Origin of the sequence: Micromonospora luteifusca (genome assembly GCF_016907275.1) — a bacterium.
In the GTDB taxonomy this organism is placed as follows: domain Bacteria; phylum Actinomycetota; class Actinomycetes; order Mycobacteriales; family Micromonosporaceae; genus Micromonospora; species Micromonospora luteifusca.
Genome location: NZ_JAFBBP010000001.1, coordinates 6,952,828 through 6,970,839 on the forward strand (window position 1 = coordinate 6,952,828; position 18,012 = coordinate 6,970,839).

Here is an 18,012-nt window from a genome sequence, read left to right on the forward strand (position 1 = left end):
ACCCGAGGCTGAGAGTCTTTTTCACATGGTGATCTCCGACGCTCCGGTGCTGGCCCGCCCGACCGCGCCACCCGCGCTGCCGAGCGGGCCGGTCGAGGTCACCGAGGCGTGGCTGCGTAACCGGCGGTTGTCCGAGCACACCCGCGACGCGTACCGGCGCGACGTCACCGGCTGGCTCAGCTGGTGCGCCAGCCGGGACCTGGATCCGCTGCGGGCCACGTTCCTGCACGTCAACGAGTACGCCCGCGCACTGGAGTCGACGATCGGTGCCCGCAGCGGCCGACCGCTGACCCCGGCGACCGTGGCACGGCGGCTCTCCGCGCTGTCCAGCTGGTACGACTTCCTCGTCAAACTTGGCGGGGTGCCGGCCAACCCGGTCGCCGGCGCGGACCGACCCCGCGTCGACCGGGACCACTCCGCCACCGTCGGGCTCACCGCCGAGGAGGTGGACGCTCTGCTCAGCGCCGCCGACGCGGACACCGGCGCGACCGCCGCACGCAATCGGGCCGCGATCGCACTCCTGGCCGACCTGGGCCTCCGGGTCGGGGAGCTGATCTCGCTGGACCTGACCGACCTCGGCACCGAACGCGGGCACCGCAGCGTGCGTTTCATCGGTAAGGGCGGCAAGCAGCGCCGCCGCGCCCTGACCCCCGGCACCGGCTACGCCGTGGACGCCTACCTGGCTCAACGAGCCGCCGCCACCGGCGTGCCGGTGCCGCAGCTGACCGGGCCGCTGCTGGTCACCGCCAGCGGCGCCCGGCTGGACCGGCACTCGGTGTTCCGGATGGTCCGTCGGCTCGCCCGCGCGGCCGGCATCCCGGCCTGGGCGAAGCTGTCGCCGCACTCGCTGCGGCACGCCTTCGCCACCACCGCTCGCTCCGAGGGTGTGCCGCTGGAGGACGTGCAGGACGCGATGGGCCACGCCGACCCGCGCACCACCCGCCGTTACGACCGGGACCGACACAACCTCGACCGCGATCCGGCGTACGTGGTGTGGGCGGCCCGGTCCCGCCGCCGCGGCTGAGCGCTACGCGCCAAACGCAGGCCCTCCGTCGAGCCTTCGCTTGCTCAGTCGAGAACCGCGGTGGCTTCGACCTCGACGAGGAGATCAGGCTCGCCCAGAGCACTGACACCCAGCAACGTGATGGGCTTGACCGGGTCAACTCCCAGCTTCTCGGCCGCCCGAGCCACGCCTTCGCCCAACAGGGGCATCTTGTCGGCAGACCAGTCGACGACGTAGATGGTCAGTTTCGCCACGTCGTCGAAGGACCCGCCGATCTCAGTCAGGGCGGTGCCAACGTTGAGATAGCACTGCTCGACCTGGGCGGCGAAGTCTCCCTCACCGACTTTGCGCCCGTCGGCGTCGCGGGCCACCTGACCAGCGAGGAACACCAGCCTGGACCCGGTGGCGATCGACAACTGACGGTAGACGTCCGGTTTCGGCAACCCATCCGGGTTGACGAGAGTGATGGCCATGCTGACTCCTTCTGTCGTGCGCCGAGCCGGCTCAGCCCTGCGGGCGGGGGCAGATGCAGAACGGCTGACCGATCGGGTCGAGGAGCACCACCCACTTGTCACCGCCGGGCTGGAAGTCCGGCTTGGACGCGCCCGCCGCGACGAACTTCTCCTCCGCCGCCGCGAGGTCGTCGACGTACAGGTCCAGGTGGTAGCGCTTGCCGCCAGCGGGGTCGGGCCAGGACGGCGGTTGGTAGCCGTCGACCAGACCGAAACCGATGGAGACGCCACCGGAGCTGATCATCGCGTACTCAGGTTGGCTGTGGGTGATCTCCCAGCCGAGCGCCTCGTGGTAGAACGCGGCGTGGCCGGCGGGGTCGGAACTGTCGAGGTTGACCATTGCGAGGTCGGCAGAAACTGTCACGCCGGCAGTATGCCGCCGGGCTCCGACAGAATCGGTCGCGACACCCGCTGCGGATCGCGGTCGGGTCAGGGGGCGCCGAGCGGCCAGAGCGTCACGCGGGTGTCGTCGTGGCAGATGAGCCGGGGGCCGATCCGTCGGCAGCCGGTCACCCCGGCCGGGAGCACCCCGATCACGCGGTGGCCGTCCGAGCCCACCTTGGCGACCAGGACGCGTCGGCCGTCCGACGCCATGCCCAGCAACACCAACGACTCGCTGGCGACCCCGGCACCCGCGACGGTGTCCCAGTGCGCCCCGCCCGGCCACGTCCAACGCCGTACCCCGGTGCCCGCGTCGATGGCCCAGCGGCCCTGCTGGTCGTGCCCGCAGATCAGACCCTGGCAGGGTCGCAGGGTCAGCTCGCCCGGCTCGACCGGCATCTGCCAGCGCGGCGACAGGCCGGGCAGGTCGTAACCGGTCAGTGCCGCCCCGCTGCTGCCGCTCGGGTGCCGCAACACCAGGTGCGCGCCAACGACCTGGGGATTGTCCGGCCCGTAGTCGGCCGGCGGAAGCCACCCCCGCCCGCGGTCGGTGCCGTCGCGGGTGTCGAGCAGCCGGGCCAGGCCGTCGTCCTGCACCAGCAGTAACCGCCCGGGCGTGTCGGGCAGGACCCGCAACACGGCCGTGGAGGGCACCGGCACCGACCAACGAGTGACGCCGGTGGCCGGATCGACCCCGTGCACGCTGCCCTCGACCCGACGACCCGGCTCGGAGGCACTGCGGACCTCGCTCACCGCGACCGCCGCGTCGCCGGCCGCGTACACCCGCTCGGGTCGTCGCCACACCGCCTGGCCCGTGCGAATCGACCGCGCGGTGGTCACTCGCGTCCCACGTACCTGGTCGCGTTCGACGACCAGCAGCAGGTCACCGACGGTTTCGGCGGACCACCCGGAGGCTGGCGGCACCGCGACCCGCCACCGCGCCGGGCGACGTGGCGCGGCCGCGTCGTAGGCACTCAACGTCGGCGGGTTCGAGTCGGGGTCGACGACCAGCAGCAGCGGCCCTGCGCCGAGCACGGTCGCCCCGGCGGGTGCCGCCGGCCCCAACTCAGGCGTCAGGTTCGCGGGCTCGGCGGACCCGCCGAGCAGGGCGCACGCCACCACCAGCAGCGCCACCCGCCAACCCCGGGACACCTGCCGCGGTGGCCTGTCGTCGTCCCGGGGCGCGCCCCGGTCGTCGCCCAGCTCGATCAGCACCGACCTGGGCCCCCGTCCCGTGCGCTCGCGCCGGCCGGTCAGCAGAGCAGCTCCAGGTGGTGGTGGGCGTCCTCGGCGATCTCCTCGTGTCGCAGCCAGCGCCGCGCCCACAGCCGGGCCACCAGTTCCGCCTGCTCGTCGCCCCACGCGGCGTGCTCGACGAGCAACGCGGTGGTCAGCGCGTACGCCAGGCGCAGCGCCAGGCCACGGGCACCGGCTTGCACCACGGCGGCGCCCGGGTCGGCGGTCACCGAGGTGATGGTGTCGCCCAGCTGCGCGGCGGCGGCGGCCAGGGTGTCGGCCAGCGTCGGTGACAGCGGTCGGGCCAAATCGACGGCGGCGGCGAGCCGACTCAGCAGCGGCGTGCCGGCGTCCTCCCGGGTCAACGCGCGCAGCACGTCCAGGGCCAGCACGTTGGTGGTGCCCTCCCAGATCGGCAGCACCTGCGCGTCACGCAGCAGCCGGGGAACGCCGGTGTCCTCCACGTAACCGGCCCCGCCGAAGCTCTCCACGTACTCGCTGGCGGAGCTGACGGCCAGCCGTCCGGTGGCCAGCTTCGCCAGCGGCGCCACGATGCGCAACTCCGCGGCGGCCTCCGGGTCGGCACCGACCTCGACCCTCCCGAGCAGGGCGAACGCGTGCCCAGCCAGGGCGAACGCGCCCGCCGCGTCGACCGCGAGGGTGCCCAGGGTGGCCCGGTGCAGCGGCGAGGACGCCAGCGCGCCGCCGGCGACGTGCCGCACGTCGGCGTACGCCCGGGCGTAGTCGAGGCCCCGTCGCATTCCGCCGGCCGCCGCGGCGGCGTTGTGCACCCGGGTCACCACGACCAGGGTCATCGCCCGGACCAGGCCGGGCACCGTCGGGTCGCCCAGTGGCACGGCGTAGGCGTCGTGCAGACCGATCTCGGCGGTGGGTAGCGCCCGGGTGCCGAGCTTGTCCTTCAGGCGGTGCACGGTGACGCCCGGTGCGGGTGCGCCCGGCGTCACGGCGTCGGTCAACGGTGAGTCGACCGCGTACCGGGGGACCAGGAACGGTGCGAGCACCCGGCTGCCACGCCCGGCGCCCTCCGGTCGGGCCAGCGCCACCGCCATCGCCGCGTCGGCGGCGGAACAGAACCACTTCTCCCCGGTCAGCCGCCAGGAACCATCCGCTGCGGGTCGACCGATCGTGCTCGAACGGCCCAGGTCGGAGCCGCCCTGCGACTCGGTCATCCACTGCCCGCTGGTGATCGCGGTGGCCGGATCCGTGGAGATCAGCCGGGGCAGCCACGCATCGCGCACCTCGGCGTCCACGTCGGGCATGCTGAGCAGCGCCGCAGCCCCGTCGGCCATCGCCACCGGGCAGGAGAACGTCGCCGACTCCGGCCCGTACAGGTGCAGCAGGGCGTGCTGGACGACCCGCGCGGCGGCACCCCAGGTGCCGCGTGCGTCCTGCAGGTAGGGCAGCGCGACCACGGCGTGGCGGGCGGCGGCGGCGCGCTGCGCCTGCCAGCCGGCGGAGGTGTCGATCCGGTCGATCCGGGCACCCCACGGGTCGTAGCGGACCAGCGTCGGCGGGTGGGCCTCCGCATCGGCGTGCGCCGCGCGCAGCGGCCCGCTGACGTCCGCGGCCAGGTCGGCCAGGCGGCCCTTCGCGGCGGCGTGCCCACTCGGGCCCAGGTGACGCTCCAGCCAGGACCGCAGGAGGGCATCACCGGCGTACGGGTCGACGGGGAGTGGTACCGGCTGCACGAAGCGGCTCATCGATCGACTCCTGGCACTGCTCGGGGGCGTGCGCCGACGGTAGACGATCCGTGGCCGCCGCGAACAGGGGCAGTCCCACCCAGCACCTACGGCCGATTTCCGGCTTGTCGCACTTTGGTGCGATTGTCTTCTCTACGGTCGGTAGTCGTGGGTGCCGGCCAGCCGTGGAGCCGACCGGCCCGGCGAAACCGCCCGATGCGCACCGGGCTGGCCTTCGCCGGGTTCGGCGTGGCGCTGTGCTGCGTCGGCGCGGCCGGGCTGGGCGCCTGGAACCTGCAGACCGTCCGCCAGGCCGCCGGCCCGATCCGGGAGACCGCCGACGGGTTCCTCAGCGAGGTGGCCCTGGGCGACAGCGAGGGTGCCTACGACCGGCTCTGCGCGGACGCGCGCAGCCGGTGGAGCGCGATCGGTTTCACCAGCTGGGTGCGTACGCCGCCGATGGTCACCGACTACGAGATCACCGACGTGTCGGTGGCGACCCGCAGTGGGCGGCCACACGGCACGGTGACGGTGAAGGTGACCCGCGACGGTGGGCTCACCGAGGAACGCCGCCTGCCAGTGGTCCGCGAGGGCGGGGACTGGCGGGTGTGCGGTGACCCCTTCTGAGCCGCCGGCCGCCGCCCCGGCGCGACCCTGGTTGCTGCGACCGCGTCAGGGGGTGCAGCCGACCACCTCGACGGAGCTCTTCTTCGACCTGGTCTTCATCTTCACCATCACGCAGTTGTCGCACTACCTGATCGAGCACCCGCACTGGCGTGGCGCCGGGCGTACCGCGTTGTTGCTGGCGCTCGTCTGGTTCGTCTGGGTCTACACCACCTGGGTGACCAACTGGCTGCAACCCGATCAGGGGCCGGTGCGGGCGATGCTGATCGGGGTGACGCTGGGCAGCCTGTGGTTGTCGGCGGCGATCCCGCAGGCGTTCAGCCGGACCGGTCTGCTCTTCGCGGTGGTCTACGTGAGCGTGCAGGTGGGCCGCACCATCTTCGGGTTGTGGGCGGTGCGGGGCAACCCGTGGCTGGTCGACGGGTTTCAGAAATCACTGCCCTGGATCGCCGGGACGTCGGTGCTGGTGGTGCTCGGCGGCCTGGCCGAGGGGGCTGCCCGGGAGGCGTTGTGGGCGGCGGTGATCGTGATCGAGGTGGTCGGCCTGTCGATCGGCTACCCACTGCCCGGGCGGGGTCGCAGCCGCCCCGAGCGGTGGATGGTGGAGGGCGGGCACCTGGCCGAGCGGTGCGCGGCGTTCGTCCTGATCGCGTTGGGCGAGTCGATCCTGGTCACCGGGAGCACCCTCACCTCGCACGTGGACCTGGTGACATCCGGGGCGTTCCTGCTGGCGTTCGCCGGTTCGGTGGCGCTGTGGTGGGTGTACTTCGCCCGCTCGGCGTCGGCCGCGACGGAGGTCATCGCCGGCGCCGGCGAGCGCACCGGCGCGTTGAGCCGGGTGGCGTTCAACTACCTGCACCCGGTGATCGTCGCTGGCGTGATCGTCACGTCGGCGGCCGACGAGCGGTTGCTGCGCGAGCCCGGCGTGCCCACCACCACGATCGCCGCGCTGCTCACCCTCGGTGGCCCGGCGCTGTTCCTGGCCGGGCACGCCGCGTACAAGGCGCTGTTGTGGCGGATCCTGCCGACCAGCCGGATCGTGGCGGCGATGGTACTGCTGGCACTGATACCGGTCTGTGTGGCGCTGGAGGTGCCGGTCGCGGCGTGCGCCACCATGGCGTTGGCGGTGACCGTCGCCGTGATCGTGGCCGACCGGTTGCGGGTACGAGCGGCCGCGGCGACCCCTCAGTCGTGGGGGCCGAGGTCGCCGCTGCGGTAGTGCCGGCGGCAGAGCACCTGGTAGCGCACCTCGGCGGTGTCCACGGTGTCGCCGATGACGACCTGCTCGCCCTCGCGGACGACCCGATCATCGACGACGCGGGCGTTGAGCAGCCCTTCCCGGCCACACCAGCAGAGGACCTCGACCTGAATGCGGGCCACCTCGTCGGCCAACTCGAACAGGCGCTGCGCGGCGGGGAACAGGCAGGACCGGAAGTCGGTCGCCAGGCCGAACGCGAACACGTCGACGTCGTAGCTGTCGACCAGCTCCGCCATCTGCTCGACGTGCTCGACGGTGTAGAAGCACGCCTCGTCGCAGATCAGGTAGTCGACGCGTACCCCGTCGGCCCACCGGCCGCGGACCAGGGCCCGCAGGTCCAGGTCGTCGGTGACCTCGATGGCCTCGTGGGCCAGGCCGATGCGGGTGGTGACCTGCGGGCCCAGCGACCGGTCGATGCGGGTGGTGACCAGCCCACGGCGGCCCTGCCGGGCGTGGTTGTAGTTCATCTGCAGCGCCATCGTCGACTTGCCGCAGTCCATCGGCCCCCAGAAGAACTTCAACGCCGCGGCGTGCACCGGACGCCCGTCGAGCCCGCGCGCAGCCGCGCACCCGGCCGGAGCGTGCGGCTGGCCGGGGAACGGGTGGGCCAGGCAGGTCGGGGCGGTGGCGGCGTCGTCAGTCACGGTCGGGCAGCCTAGCCGATCGACCGACCCTGATCTGCCGGGCGCGGGATGCGTGCTCAGAGCACCCGGGGTGGTGTGTTGCCTGCGGCGACGATGGCACGGCGGATCGGCACGGCGGCGAGGAGCAGGAACCCGACCACGAAGAAGATCAGGAGTGAGACCAGGCCCACCCGGTAGGAGGAGGTGAGTTGGAACACCAGGCCGAAGGCGAGCGGGCCGAGCCAGCTGGTGCCCTTGTCGCTGATCTCGTAGAAGCCGTAGTACTCGCCCTCCTTGCCGGCCGGGATAAGCTGGCTGAACAGTGAACGGCTCAACGCCTGGCTGCCGCCGAGGACCACGCCGATGGCCGCACCGAGGACCATGAACGGCACCGGCGCCTCGGCGGGCAACCGGAACGCGGCGATGATCACACCGGTCCAGAGCACCAGGCTGAGCAGCACGGTCTTCCAGGCGCCGATGCGCTTGGCCAGCGCACCGAGGCTCAGCGCGCCGCCGAAGGCGAGGAACTGCACCAGCAGGATCGTGACGATCAGGGTGCTCTGCTCCAGGCGCAGCTCCTCGGTGCCGTACTGGCTGGCGAGGGTGATGACGGTCTGGATGCCGTCGTTGTAGACGAGGAAGGCGAGCAGGAAGAACAGCGTCAACGGGTACGCCTTGATCTCCCGCATGGTGCGGCCGAGTTGGCGGAACCCGTCGGTGACCACGTTGCCGCCGGCGGTCAGGGCCGCGATGGTCGGGCGCTCACGCAGCCAGCGCAGCGGCACCAGGGTGAACAGCGCCCACCACACACCGGCGGACACGATCGACCAGCGGGCCAGGTCCAGAGTGCGTTGCGGGTTGTCCCCATCGTCGAACAGGGTGATCGCGACGAGGTTGAGAGCCAGCAGCAGACCGCCACCCAGGTAGCCCAGCGCCCAACCGCGGCTGGAGATGCCGTCGCGTTCGTCGGGGCCACCGAGTTGGGGCAGGAACGAGTTGTAAACCACGATCGCGGCACCGAAGGAGATGTTGGCGATCAGGAACAGCGCCCCACCGAGCAGGTAGCGGTCGCCGGTGACGAAGGCCATCGCGATGGTCGCGCCGGCGCCGGTGAACGCGGCCCCACCGAGCAGTCGCTTCTTGTGCGCGGACCGGTCGGCGATCGCCCCGATCACCGGCAGCACGAACACCGTGAGGAACACCGACAGTGAGATCAGATACGGGTAGTAGGACCCGGCGGCGACCTTGATGCCCAGCGGGTACACGAAGCCGTCGCAGGTGTCCGCGCCCAGCTCGCAGCCGGCGGCCAGCTCGGCGACGGTGGTCAGGAACGGGCCGAGGAACACGGTGATCACCGTGGTCTGGAACGCGGAGTTGGCCCAGTCGTAGATGTACCAGCCGCTGCGCTCGCGGCGGGTGCTCGCCGGGGGCGGGGTGTCGTCCACCGTGGGGGTCACGGTCTCGGCCATCGGGGGTCCTTCGATGGTCAGGCGGCCCAGTGGCCGCGGCTGCGGTAGACGTCGCGCAGCACGCCGACGTGATCGGTCATGATGCCATCCACACCACGATCCAGTAAGTCGTGCATCTGGGCGGGTTCGTCGATCGTCCAGACGTGCACCTGCAGACCCAGTCGGTGGCAGTAGTCGAGGAACCGGCGGTCCACCACCGGCACCCGCCCGTAGTACGGCGGGACCTGCGCGGCGACCACCGACGGGGGCAGCCGCAGCGGCCGCCCGTGCAGGGAGGCGAGCCGCAGCCGGGCCACCCCGCGGATGCCGAGGCCGGTGGCGACCCGTCCTTCGGTGAGCGCGCGCAGCCGGGTCAGGCGGGCGTCACTGAACGACGCGAGCAGCACCCGGTCGGCGGCGCCGGCCCGGGTCACGGTCGCGACCGTCGGCTCGACGCCGCCGTCGGCCTTCACGTCGATGTTGAAGCGGACCTGCGGCCAGGCACCCAGCACCTCGTCGAGCCGGGGTACGACGGCAGCGCCGCCGACGCGTACCGATGCGAGGTCGGCCCAGCTCAGGTCGGCGATGCGCCCCGCCTCGCCGGTGACTCGTTGCAACGTCGGGTCGTGGAACATCACCGCCACCCCGTCCGCGGTGGCGTGCACGTCGGTCTCCACGTACCGGTAGCCGAGCCCGATGGCGCGGGCGAACGCCTCGGTGGTGTTCTCGTCGCCCTCGGCGGCGCCGCCGCGGTGGGCGAACGCCAGCGGCGCGGGCGCGTCGAGGTAGCCGAATCGGGTCAACACGCGACGCAGTATGCCCGCGGTTGGTGGCCTGCGGGTGACCGGCCGGCGTCTGTCGCCCGCTCGCGCCGCCGCCCCGCCCGGTGATCGCGACGCGACACGTGATCATTGTCCCCGGTCAGCGCCGCAGGAGCCGGAGCGTCTCGTCCCAGAGGGCGTCGGCGTTCTTGTCATCGAGGGCGTACGGGAGCACGCCGCTTCTGCCGTCGGCGGGCTCGGCGAGGACGATGGCTTCGTTGGCGTCCTCGAAGTAGCGGCCGGTCACACCCTCGACCTCGGGGCTGGCGGCCAGCAGGACCGAGGTGGCCGCCCCCTGCTGGGGGGTCTTCCAGCCCGGCGGCACCTCCAGGCGGTTGCCCTGCTCGTCGAGCGCGCCGACCCACCGCAACTGCGTGTCGTCGAGGTGCCGTTGCAGGTTGGTCATGATGCCGCCGGGGTGCAGGGCATTGGCGGTGATGCCGTCGGCGGCCCACTTCCTGGCCAGGGCGACGGTGAACAGGATGGTGGCGGTCTTCGACTGGCCGTACGCCGACCACGCCTCATAGGGGCGGGCGGTGAAGTGGATGTCATCGAAGACGACCGGGGACTGCTGGTGGGCCGACGAGCTGACGACGACGATGCGGGCGCCCCGCGCGGCGGCCAGCGCGTCGCGCAGGCCCAGGGTCAGTGCGGCGTGACCGAGGTGGTTGATGGCGAACTGCGCCTCCCAGCCGTCGGCTGTCCTGGTCAGCTCGGGCACGGCCATGATGCCGGCGTTGTTCACCAGGATGTGCAGCGGGCCTGTCCAGCCAGCCACGAAGGCGTCGATGGAGGCGCGGGTGGCCAGGTCGAGGTGGTCGACCCGGACCTTGCCGGGTGCCCCGCCAGCCGTGATGTCGGCGGCGGCGCGCTCACCGGCGGCGGTGTCGCGTACGGCCAACGTCACCTCGGCGCCGGCGTCGGCCAGTGCCCGGGCGGTCTCCAGGCCGATCCCGGACGCGCCGCCGGTGACGATGGCCCGCCGGCCGGTGAGGTCGACGCCGTCGATCACCTCAGCGGCGGTCGACTGGGCCGAGTACGGGGTGATGATTCGTGACATTTCGGGCCTCCAGGGGTGCAAGATCATGGCGTTTCAGGGCGGGGCGTGTCAGCGGTGGAGCAGCCGCAGAGCCCGGCGCAGCCGGTCGCGGAACTCGTCCCTGGAGGTCGAGGTCGACTTCCAGGTGAGCGCCGCGGAGAAGAGCACGTCCATGACGTCGTCCGCGGTCCGCCCCTCGTCGAGCAGACCGGCCGGGGCGACGGCCTCGATGTGGGCTCGCAGTGCCGCCTGAGCCCGCACCTGGTAGTCGTGGAACATCGAACCCAGCTGTGGCTCGCTGTTCTCCAGCAGGTCGTTGAGGTCGCGAGCCATCTGGGTGTCGATGTACGAGCCCATCAGGGCGTCCAGCCCCGCCACGACCCGCTCGTCGAAGCTCGTCGACTGATCGGCGAGGCTGCCTTCCATGGCGTGCTGGGCGCGTTCCATGACGCCCTGCATGGTGGCGCGGTACAGCTGCTCCTTGTTGGGGAACATCAGGTACAGGCCCGGCCGGGAGATGCCCGCCGCCTTGGCGACCGCCTCCATCGACGTCTTCTGGAAGCCGTAGCGCCCGAACACCGCAACCGCCGCTGCCAGGACGGCGGCGCGCTTCGGGTCCTCGACATCCATCTCCACGGTGCTCACGCTAGACAGATTAGACGACTTTTCAAAAGTTGTCTAATACGTTCACCGGCTGGGCGTCAGGCCGAGCGGCGGCGGTGCACCCGGCTGAGGTCGATCGGGCGGCCGGGGTCGACGTGCCGGGGCAGGTCGGGTTCGTCGGGGCGCAGCGGGGCGAGGGTGTCGGTGAGCGCGTCGATGATCTGGTCGGTGGCCCGGCGGGCGGCGCCGGGGGCGTCGGCGGTCGTCTCGCCCAGGTCGACGGGCGCGCCGAAGTGCACCCGGATCACCGGGCGGCGCCACAGCGAGCGCGCGATGCCCCGCAGCATGCCCCGGGGCGCGTCGTAGGGCAGCACCTCGTGGGAGCCCCACTGGGCGATCGGGACGATCGGAGCGCCGCAGGCCAGGGCGAGTCGGGCGGCGCCGGTCTTACCGCGTTCGGGCCACATGCCGGGGTCCAGGCCGATGCGTCCCTCGGGGTAGATGAGGATCACCGATCCCCGGGCGACGGCGGCGGCGGCATCGTCGAGTGCCCGGTGGACGGCGCTGGTGCCCCGGTCGACCCGGATGTGCCCGGCGTGGCGCATGGCGGCGCCGAACACCGGTACGCGGAACAGCCCGGCGGTCGCCATGATCCGGGGGGCGATGCCGCGGGCCTGGCAGGCGGCGGCCATCACCAGCGGGTCGAACGGGCTGATGTGGTTGGCGGCCAGCACCAACGGGCCGCGCCGCAGGTGCGCGGGGACGTCGCCAGTGACCTCGAGGCGGGCCAGCAGGCCGACCAGGCCCCGCGTCAGCAGGAGGGCGGCGCGCCAGATCAGCGGCGGTTGCCAGTGCGTGGTGTTCATCAGCGCGCCATCGTCGCACGTGGTGGCAGGGTCACGAGGGCGGGTCGGAGAAGCAGGGTGATCAGGGTCATTCGTCCCCGGCCGGTCCGGGCCGCCCCGGCCTCTACGACGAGCAGTAGTATTTACTACGTCTCGTAGTAAGAATGGCTGGGGGTTCGAGTGGACGCGTTGGACGTTGCCCGCTGGCAGTTCGGTGTCACCACCGTTTACCACTTTCTCTTCGTACCGCTGACCATCGGCCTGTCCGTGCTGGTGGCGATCCTGCAGACGATGTGGCACCGCACCGGCAACGAGCGCTACCTCAAGCTGACCAAGTTCTACGGCAAGCTCTTCCTGATCAACTTTGCCATGGGCGTGGTCACCGGGATCGTGCAGGAATTCCAGTTCGGCATGAACTGGAGCGACTACTCCCGCTTCGTCGGCGACATCTTCGGCGCCCCGCTCGCCATCGAGGCGCTTGTCGCGTTCTTCCTCGAATCCACCTTCATCGGCCTGTGGATCTTCGGCTGGGACCGGCTGCCCAAGCGGGCACACCTGGCCAGCATCTGGGCCGCCGCGATCGGCACCAACCTCAGCGCGTACTTCATCCTCGCCGCCAACTCGTTCATGCAGAACCCGGTCGGCTTCCGGATCAACCCGGACAGCGGACGTGCCGAGCTGACCGACTTCCCGGCCGTGCTGACCAACAAGGTCGCCCTGATCACCTTCCCGCACACCCTGGCCGGCTCCTTCCTGGTCGCCGGGTCGCTGATCGTCGCCGTCGGGCTCTGGCACGTCATCCGCAACCGCGACTCCGCCGACACCGGCGCCTACCGCTTCGCCACGAAGTTCGGCTCCTGGGTGGTCCTGGTCGCCTCCGCCGCCGTGCTGTTCACCGGCGACATCCAGGGCAAGATCATGACGGACGTGCAGCCGATGAAGATGGCCGCCGCCGAGGGTCTCTACACCACCGAGAGCCCCGCCTCGTTCTCCGTGCTCACCGTCGGCAGCCTCGACGGCAGCCGCGAGGTGTTCGCGCTCAAGATCCCGTACCTGCTGTCGTACCTGGGCACCGGCGACCCACACGGCACCGTGCGTGGCATCGACGACCTGCAGGCCCAGTACGCCACCCAGTACGGGGCGGGCAGCTACACCCCGATCATCCCGGTCACCTACTGGAGCTTCCGCTTCATGATCACCTTCGGGTTGGCCGCCGGCGCGATCGCCCTGCTCGTGCTCTGGAGCCAGCGCAAGGGCCGCACCCCGCGCAGCAAGTGGCTGCTGCGCGCCGGGCTGGCCATGCCGGTGCTGCCGTTGCTGGCCAACTCCTTCGGCTGGATCTTCACCGAGATGGGCCGCCAGCCGTGGATCGTCTTCGGCGAGATGCTCACCCGCAACGGCGTGTCCCGCAGCGTCTCGCTGGCCGAGGTGCTCACCTCGTTCACCGCCTTCACGTTGATCTACGCCACCCTCGCCGTGATCGAGGTCAAGCTGCTGCTGCGCTACGCCAAGGCCGGCGTGCCGGACGTCAACGACCAGCCCCCCGCCGACGACACCGACGACGCCGAGCGCCCGCTCGCCTTCGCCTACTGATCCCGGGAGCCCATCGTGGAACTGACCACCATCTGGTTTCTCCTCGTCGCCGTGCTGTTCACCGGGTACTTCATCCTGGAGGGCTTCGACTTCGGCGTCGGCATGCTGCTGCCCGTACTCGGCCGCGACGACCGGGAACGCCGCGTCCTGATCAACACCATCGGCCCGGTCTGGGACGGCAACGAGGTCTGGCTGATCACCGCCGGTGGCGCCATGTTCGCCTCGTTCCCCGAGTGGTACGCCACCCTGTTCTCCGGCTTCTACCTGCCGCTGGTGCTGATCCTGTTGTCGCTGATCGTCCGGGGCGTGGCCTTCGAATACCGGCACAAGCGCCCCGAGGTGTCCTGGAAGCGTCGTTGGGACGCGGCGATCGTGGTGGGCTCGCTGCTGCCGTCGATCCTGTGGGGCGTCGCCTTCGCGAACATCCTGCGCGGCGTGCCGCTCAACGCCGAGCACGAGTACGTCGGCGGACTGTTCAACCTGCTCAACCCGTACGCCCTGCTGGGCGGGGCGACCACCCTCGCCCTGTTCCTCACCCACGGCGCCGTGTTCATCGCCCTCAAGACCACCGGTGACATCCGCGAGCGCGCGGGCGCCCTCGCGGTGCGCGTCGGCGTCGGCGCCGCCGTGCTCGCCGTCGGGTTCCTGACCTGGACGCTGACCATCCGTTCCAGCGCGGCCGCCGTCGTGCTCGCCGTCGGCGCGGCCCTCGCCCTGCTCGGTGGGCTCGCCGCCGCCCGGGTACGCCGAGAGGGCTGGGCGTTCACCGGCACCGCCGTGGCGATCGGCCTGGCCGTGGCCACCCTGTTCGCGGCGCTGTTCCCGAACGTGCTGCCCTCCACCCTGGACGCGGCCGGCACACTGACGGCCACCAACGCCGCAGCCACCCCGTACAGCCTGAAGATCATGACCTGGGTAGCGGTGATCTTCACTCCGGTGGTGCTGGGCTACCAGGCCTGGACGTACTGGGTGTTCCGCAAGCGCATCGGCGTGGGCAACATCCCGCAGCACTGAGCGTCGGGTGCGGGGTCGGTCCCCCCGGCCCCGCACCCGGCGCCCGACCATTAGCGCCCGGCCCACCCCGCACCAGACCGCCGCCCTGCCCGCGGCAACAGATCGACTCCATATCGCCGACGTTGCGGTATCCGCGCCTCGGGAAGCCGCAACGTCGCCGAAATGGAGTCGATCATGTCCTGCGCTCCCGCTAGCCTGTGCCGATGCCCGTTGCCGTGCACGTTCGTGAACTCACCGCCGATGACCTCGACGCCGCCTGGGAGCTGGGCCGGTTCGCGTTCGGTTCCGACGCGCAGCGCCCCGCGCACGCCTTGACCGCGGTGCCCGGCCTGACCCGCTACGGCGCGTTCGACGACGCCGGTCGGCTCGTCGGCAAGGCCGTCGACCTGCACCATGACCAGTGGTGGACCGGGCGCGCGGTGCCCGCCGCCGACGTCGGCGGGGTGGCGGTTGCCCCCGAGGCCCGTGGCCGGGGCGTGGCCCGGGCCATGCTCACCGCCCTGTTGCGGGGTGCCCACGAGCGTGGCGCGGCGGTCAGCGCGCTCTACCCGACCGTCGCCGCTCCCTACCGCGCCTGGGGGTGGGAAGCCGCCGGTGTGCTGCGCACCGTCGACCTGCCCACCGCCTTGCTGCCCCGGTACCGACCCACCCCGCATCTCACCGTCCGGGCTGGCACTCCCGCCGACCTGCCCGCCGTCGCGGCTCTGTACGAGCGGGTCAGCCGGCACCGCAACGGCATGCTGACCCGCCGGGGCGAGCTGTTCGACTTCTTCGCCGCCGACGGTGCCCTGCCCGGCGACGGGGTCACCCTCGTCGAGGCCGCTGGCGACCTGGTCGGCTACGCCACCTGGCAGCGGGGCCGTGGCTACGGCGCCGACTCCGTGCTGACCGTCGACGAGGCCCTGGCCACCACCGCCGACGCCGCCCGGGAACTCGTCGGGGTGCTCGGCAGCTGGGCCAGCGTCGCACCGACCCTGCGGTTGTGCCCGCTCGACGGAGACGCCGTCAGCACCCACCTACCGCTGGAATCTGCCCGCGAGCACGAACGGAAGCTGTGGATGCACCGACCGGTCGACGTCGCCCGGGCGGTCAGCGCCCGCGGTTGGCCCGCCCACGCCAGCGGAACCGTCGACTTCACCCTCGCCGACCCGCTCGCCGAGTGGAACACCGGCACCTGGCGGTTGACCGTCGCCGACGGCGCCGCCGAGCTGAGCCGGATCAGCGGCGAGGCGGACCTTCGGTTGGACGTTCGCGGTTTCGCCCTGCTCTACGCCGGAGCGGCCCGCGCCCGGTCGGTCGCGCAGGCCGGGTTGCTGCACCAGAGCGCCGGTGTCGACCCGGGCGCCCTCGACCTTCTGGGTGCCGGCGGCCCGGCGCAGCTGCTCGACTACTTCTGAGCGACAGCACTCCGGCACGCTCGATCGCGCGCCGGTAGCCTTGCGCCCGGCCGCTCGCATGCCGGCAACAGCCGCACCCGGCCACTCGCGTGCGGGGGGAAAAACTGCGGTCACCCGGTCGGGCGCGACGCCGACCGGCCGGTGGCGGTGGCCCGGTCAGGCTGGGAGCGCCGCCAGCTCGGCGTTTGCCCGCTGGGTGACCAGGGTGAGCACCTGGGCGGCCACGCTCGCCTCGTCGGTCGGGATGTCCCCGTACAGCCGGGTGGTGATGTCGGCGACGGCGGCCCCGACGCGGCGCCGGGTGGCGTGACCGGCGTCGGTGAGCCGCACCTGCGGTTCGGCGGTGCCGTCGTCGACCCGCACGAGGGTGGCGTCGACGAGGTGGGCGATCACCTCGTGCACTGCCTGTTCGTCGGTCTTGAGGGTGCTGGTGATCCGGTGGACGAGCCGGGCCTGCTCGACGGCGCCGTCGGCGAGGACGTTGAGCGCGATCGCCTGCCCGAAGCTGAGCCCGAGCGGTGCGACGGCGCGGTCGAGCAGGGCCCGCGTGGCGTAGTGGGCCTGGCCGATGACCTGGCCGTTGAGGGTGGGAGTGGTGGACATGACGCCTCCTTCGAAATGTTGGCTGCGCCAACGTTGGTACGCCCAACGTAACACAGGTCGTGGGTAGCGCCAACAATTCCTGTTAGGCTGCCGCCATGGAGTTCACCGCCCCGCAGTCACCCGCCGGGCTACGCACCACCCCGAGCTGGCTGCTCAACCAGTCCGCCAGTTACGCCGGTCGCCTCATCAGCGAGGGCTTCGCCACTCACGACCTGCGCGGCTACCACTACCGACTGCTCGCCTCGCTCGCCGAGGACGGGCCCGCCAGCCAGGCCGACCTCGGCCGCCGCTGCGGCATCGACCGCAGCGACGTGGTGGCGGCCATCAACGACCTGGCCGGCCGAGGGCTGGTGGTGCGCGCCCCCGACCCGGCCGACCGCCGCCGCAACATCATCAGCAGCACCGACGCCGGCGCCGACGTGGCCCGCCGGATGGGCGAGACGGTCGACCGCGTCCAGGACGACCTGCTCGCCCCCCTGTCCACCACCGAGCGTGCGCAGCTCACACGGCTACTCACCCGGCTGCTGGAGCACCACAGCCGGCACTGATGCGCCTCAGCGGGCCTCGCGTAGCTCCGCCAACCGGGCCTCGATCTCGGCCAGCTCGGCCCGCAACTTCTCGGCCTGCTGCTCCGCCTCAGCCCGCTCGGTGCCGAGGATCTGCTCCACCGCCTCCTGCACACCGGGCACGTCGACCAGCGCGACCATCTTCAACGCCTCGGCCGGCTTCACCACGTACGGCTTCGCGAGGGCCTTGCTGCCCTGCTGCGCGGCGACGGTCCACTCACCGTCGGCGTACGCCAACGTGACAGTGAGCCCCGCCGGGCCCTTCGGCTTGACGGCCTTGACCGCCCGCCGCGCCGGCGGCTTCTCCGTCTGCTGCTCCACCTTTGGCTCCTCCTGTCGCTGCGCGGGCACCCGCGGCGTGTCCAACACGAACTCCGGCGCGGGCACCGCGGGTGACTCCTGCGGCTCCGGCTCCGGTTTCGGCTCCACCACCCGACGACCGGCGCCCTTGGGCGCCACGGCCAGGTCGGCGGGGGAGAACGGCAACTCGTCGCGGCCGAAGCGCACCACCACGAACTCGTCGGACGCCTCGGGGTCGGTCAGCTCGATCACCTGGCCGACCTGACCGGCGATCTGCCCCGCCGATGCGGTGAACACCACCCGCGGCTTACGCCCCGCTGCCAACGCCTCCCGGATGCTCTGCACGTCGCTAGTGGACAAACCCTGGCCGGCATCCATCACAACCCTCTTCCGTACACCTGTTTGATTGCTGTCTTGATATCAGCCGGCTGCGACACCCGTCGCAG

The 18,012-nt window shown here is 71.8% G+C and carries 19 protein-coding genes; 7 read left to right on the forward strand and 12 right to left on the reverse strand.

All coding sequences use genetic code 11. The features are described from left to right. Positions 1-25 precede the first annotated feature (25 nt). A complete protein-coding gene (locus tag JOD64_RS31580) occupies positions 26-1,024 on the forward strand; it encodes a tyrosine-type recombinase/integrase (RefSeq protein ID WP_204945622.1) in 999 nt (332 codons plus the stop codon). Between the two features lie 44 nt (positions 1,025-1,068). On the opposite strand, the gene JOD64_RS31585 is transcribed toward JOD64_RS31580, so the two are convergent. The 4 genes from JOD64_RS31585 to JOD64_RS31600 all read right to left on the reverse strand — a co-directional run bounded on the left by JOD64_RS31585 (position 1,069) and on the right by JOD64_RS31600 (position 4,853). Further along, positions 1,069-1,476, reverse strand: coding sequence for a RidA family protein (locus tag JOD64_RS31585; RefSeq protein WP_204945623.1), 408 nt, complete (start codon positions 1,474-1,476; stop codon positions 1,069-1,071). Positions 1,477-1,507: 31 nt separating this feature from the next. Further along, positions 1,508-1,879: a VOC family protein gene (locus tag JOD64_RS31590; protein ID WP_204945624.1), complete on the reverse strand. Its 372-nt coding sequence runs from the start codon at positions 1,877-1,879 to the stop codon at positions 1,508-1,510. Between the two features lie 65 nt (positions 1,880-1,944). Further along, entirely contained in the window at positions 1,945-3,111 is a 1,167-nt protein-coding gene (locus JOD64_RS31595; protein WP_204945625.1) for a PQQ-binding-like beta-propeller repeat protein, read from the reverse strand. A gap of 38 nt (positions 3,112-3,149) precedes the next feature. Then, complete coding sequence (locus JOD64_RS31600; RefSeq protein ID WP_204945626.1) at positions 3,150-4,853, reverse strand: acyl-CoA dehydrogenase family protein; 1,704 nt, start codon at positions 4,851-4,853, stop codon at positions 3,150-3,152. 147 nt (positions 4,854-5,000) lie between these two features. Between JOD64_RS31600 and JOD64_RS31605 the strand changes: the two genes are divergently transcribed. Both JOD64_RS31605 and JOD64_RS31610 read left to right on the forward strand, forming a co-directional pair. Further along, positions 5,001-5,459, forward strand: a complete 459-nt coding sequence (locus JOD64_RS31605; RefSeq protein WP_204945627.1) for an Rv0361 family membrane protein — start codon at positions 5,001-5,003, stop codon at positions 5,457-5,459. Further along, positions 5,446-6,675, forward strand: coding sequence for a low temperature requirement protein A (locus tag JOD64_RS31610; RefSeq protein ID WP_204945628.1), 1,230 nt, complete (start codon positions 5,446-5,448; stop codon positions 6,673-6,675). Before JOD64_RS31605 ends, JOD64_RS31610 begins: the two co-directional genes overlap by 14 nt. Here the strand turns inward: JOD64_RS31610 and JOD64_RS31615 are convergent. The 6 genes from JOD64_RS31615 to JOD64_RS31640 all read right to left on the reverse strand — a co-directional run bounded on the left by JOD64_RS31615 (position 6,642) and on the right by JOD64_RS31640 (position 12,114). Then, positions 6,642-7,358 (reverse strand): thymidine kinase, encoded by a 717-nt coding sequence (locus JOD64_RS31615; protein ID WP_204945629.1) that lies wholly within the window; start codon positions 7,356-7,358, stop codon positions 6,642-6,644. The genes JOD64_RS31610 and JOD64_RS31615 overlap by 34 nt on opposite strands. A 56-nt stretch (positions 7,359-7,414) precedes the next feature. Beyond that, positions 7,415-8,806: an MFS transporter gene (locus tag JOD64_RS31620; RefSeq protein ID WP_204945630.1), complete on the reverse strand. Its 1,392-nt coding sequence runs from the start codon at positions 8,804-8,806 to the stop codon at positions 7,415-7,417. 17 nt (positions 8,807-8,823) lie between these two features. Further along, the gene (locus tag JOD64_RS31625; protein WP_204945631.1) at positions 8,824-9,591 is read right to left on the reverse strand and encodes a glycerophosphodiester phosphodiesterase family protein; all 768 of its coding nucleotides are present in this window, start codon (positions 9,589-9,591) and stop codon (positions 8,824-8,826) included. Positions 9,592-9,706: 115 nt separating this feature from the next. Further along, positions 9,707-10,666: an SDR family NAD(P)-dependent oxidoreductase gene (locus tag JOD64_RS31630; protein ID WP_204945632.1), complete on the reverse strand. Its 960-nt coding sequence runs from the start codon at positions 10,664-10,666 to the stop codon at positions 9,707-9,709. A 48-nt stretch (positions 10,667-10,714) separates the two neighbouring features. Continuing rightward, on the reverse strand, positions 10,715-11,290 hold the full coding sequence (locus tag JOD64_RS31635) for a TetR/AcrR family transcriptional regulator (protein WP_204945633.1): 576 nt from the start codon (positions 11,288-11,290) through the stop codon (positions 10,715-10,717). Positions 11,291-11,346: 56 nt separating this feature from the next. After that, complete coding sequence (locus tag JOD64_RS31640; protein WP_204945634.1) at positions 11,347-12,114, reverse strand: lysophospholipid acyltransferase family protein; 768 nt, start codon at positions 12,112-12,114, stop codon at positions 11,347-11,349. A 159-nt stretch (positions 12,115-12,273) separates the two neighbouring features. Here JOD64_RS31640 and JOD64_RS31645 point away from each other — a divergent pair, with 159 nt between their 5' ends. The 3 genes from JOD64_RS31645 (at position 12,274) to JOD64_RS31655 (ending at position 16,097) form a co-directional block, all read left to right on the forward strand. Further along, positions 12,274-13,686 carry a cytochrome ubiquinol oxidase subunit I gene (locus tag JOD64_RS31645; RefSeq protein WP_204945635.1) on the forward strand — a complete coding sequence of 471 codons (1,413 nt, stop codon included), beginning with the start codon at positions 12,274-12,276 and terminating at the stop codon, positions 13,684-13,686. Positions 13,687-13,701: 15 nt separating this feature from the next. Continuing rightward, positions 13,702-14,700 carry a cytochrome d ubiquinol oxidase subunit II gene (gene cydB, locus JOD64_RS31650; RefSeq protein WP_204945636.1) on the forward strand — a complete coding sequence of 333 codons (999 nt, stop codon included), beginning with the start codon at positions 13,702-13,704 and terminating at the stop codon, positions 14,698-14,700. Between the two features lie 203 nt (positions 14,701-14,903). Continuing rightward, positions 14,904-16,097, forward strand: coding sequence for a GNAT family N-acetyltransferase (locus JOD64_RS31655; protein ID WP_204945637.1), 1,194 nt, complete (start codon positions 14,904-14,906; stop codon positions 16,095-16,097). A gap of 156 nt (positions 16,098-16,253) precedes the next feature. Here JOD64_RS31655 and JOD64_RS31660 read toward each other — a convergent pair whose 3' ends face one another. After that, positions 16,254-16,700: a winged helix DNA-binding protein gene (locus JOD64_RS31660; protein ID WP_204945638.1), complete on the reverse strand. Its 447-nt coding sequence runs from the start codon at positions 16,698-16,700 to the stop codon at positions 16,254-16,256. A gap of 95 nt (positions 16,701-16,795) precedes the next feature. On the opposite strand from JOD64_RS31660, the gene JOD64_RS31665 reads away from it, so the two are divergent. Then, on the forward strand, positions 16,796-17,248 hold the full coding sequence (locus JOD64_RS31665; RefSeq protein ID WP_204945639.1) for a MarR family winged helix-turn-helix transcriptional regulator: 453 nt from the start codon (positions 16,796-16,798) through the stop codon (positions 17,246-17,248). Positions 17,249-17,254: 6 nt separating this feature from the next. On the opposite strand, the gene JOD64_RS31670 is transcribed toward JOD64_RS31665, so the two are convergent. After that, on the reverse strand, positions 17,255-17,944 hold the full coding sequence (locus JOD64_RS31670) for a hypothetical protein (protein ID WP_204945640.1): 690 nt from the start codon (positions 17,942-17,944) through the stop codon (positions 17,255-17,257). Positions 17,945-18,012: the final 68 nt, after the last annotated feature.

What these genes read in the sequence shown, in the direction of transcription:
- JOD64_RS31580 (WP_204945622.1), top strand. Translation starts at nt 26, where the DNA reads ATGGTGATCTCCGACGCTCCGGTGCTGGCCCGCCCGACCGCGCCACCC.
- JOD64_RS31585 (WP_204945623.1), bottom strand. Translation starts at nt 1,476, where the DNA reads ATGGCCATCACTCTCGTCAACCCGGATGGGTTGCCGAAACCGGACGTC.
- JOD64_RS31600 (WP_204945626.1), bottom strand. Translation starts at nt 4,853, where the DNA reads ATGAGCCGCTTCGTGCAGCCGGTACCACTCCCCGTCGACCCGTACGCC.
- JOD64_RS31620 (WP_204945630.1), bottom strand. Translation starts at nt 8,806, where the DNA reads ATGGCCGAGACCGTGACCCCCACGGTGGACGACACCCCGCCCCCGGCG.
- JOD64_RS31630 (WP_204945632.1), bottom strand. Translation starts at nt 10,666, where the DNA reads ATGTCACGAATCATCACCCCGTACTCGGCCCAGTCGACCGCCGCTGAG.
- JOD64_RS31640 (WP_204945634.1), bottom strand. Translation starts at nt 12,114, where the DNA reads ATGAACACCACGCACTGGCAACCGCCGCTGATCTGGCGCGCCGCCCTC.
- JOD64_RS31655 (WP_204945637.1), top strand. Translation starts at nt 14,904, where the DNA reads ATGCCCGTTGCCGTGCACGTTCGTGAACTCACCGCCGATGACCTCGAC.
- JOD64_RS31660 (WP_204945638.1), bottom strand. Translation starts at nt 16,700, where the DNA reads ATGTCCACCACTCCCACCCTCAACGGCCAGGTCATCGGCCAGGCCCAC.
- JOD64_RS31665 (WP_204945639.1), top strand. Translation starts at nt 16,796, where the DNA reads ATGGAGTTCACCGCCCCGCAGTCACCCGCCGGGCTACGCACCACCCCG.
- JOD64_RS31670 (WP_204945640.1), bottom strand. Translation starts at nt 17,944, where the DNA reads ATGGATGCCGGCCAGGGTTTGTCCACTAGCGACGTGCAGAGCATCCGG.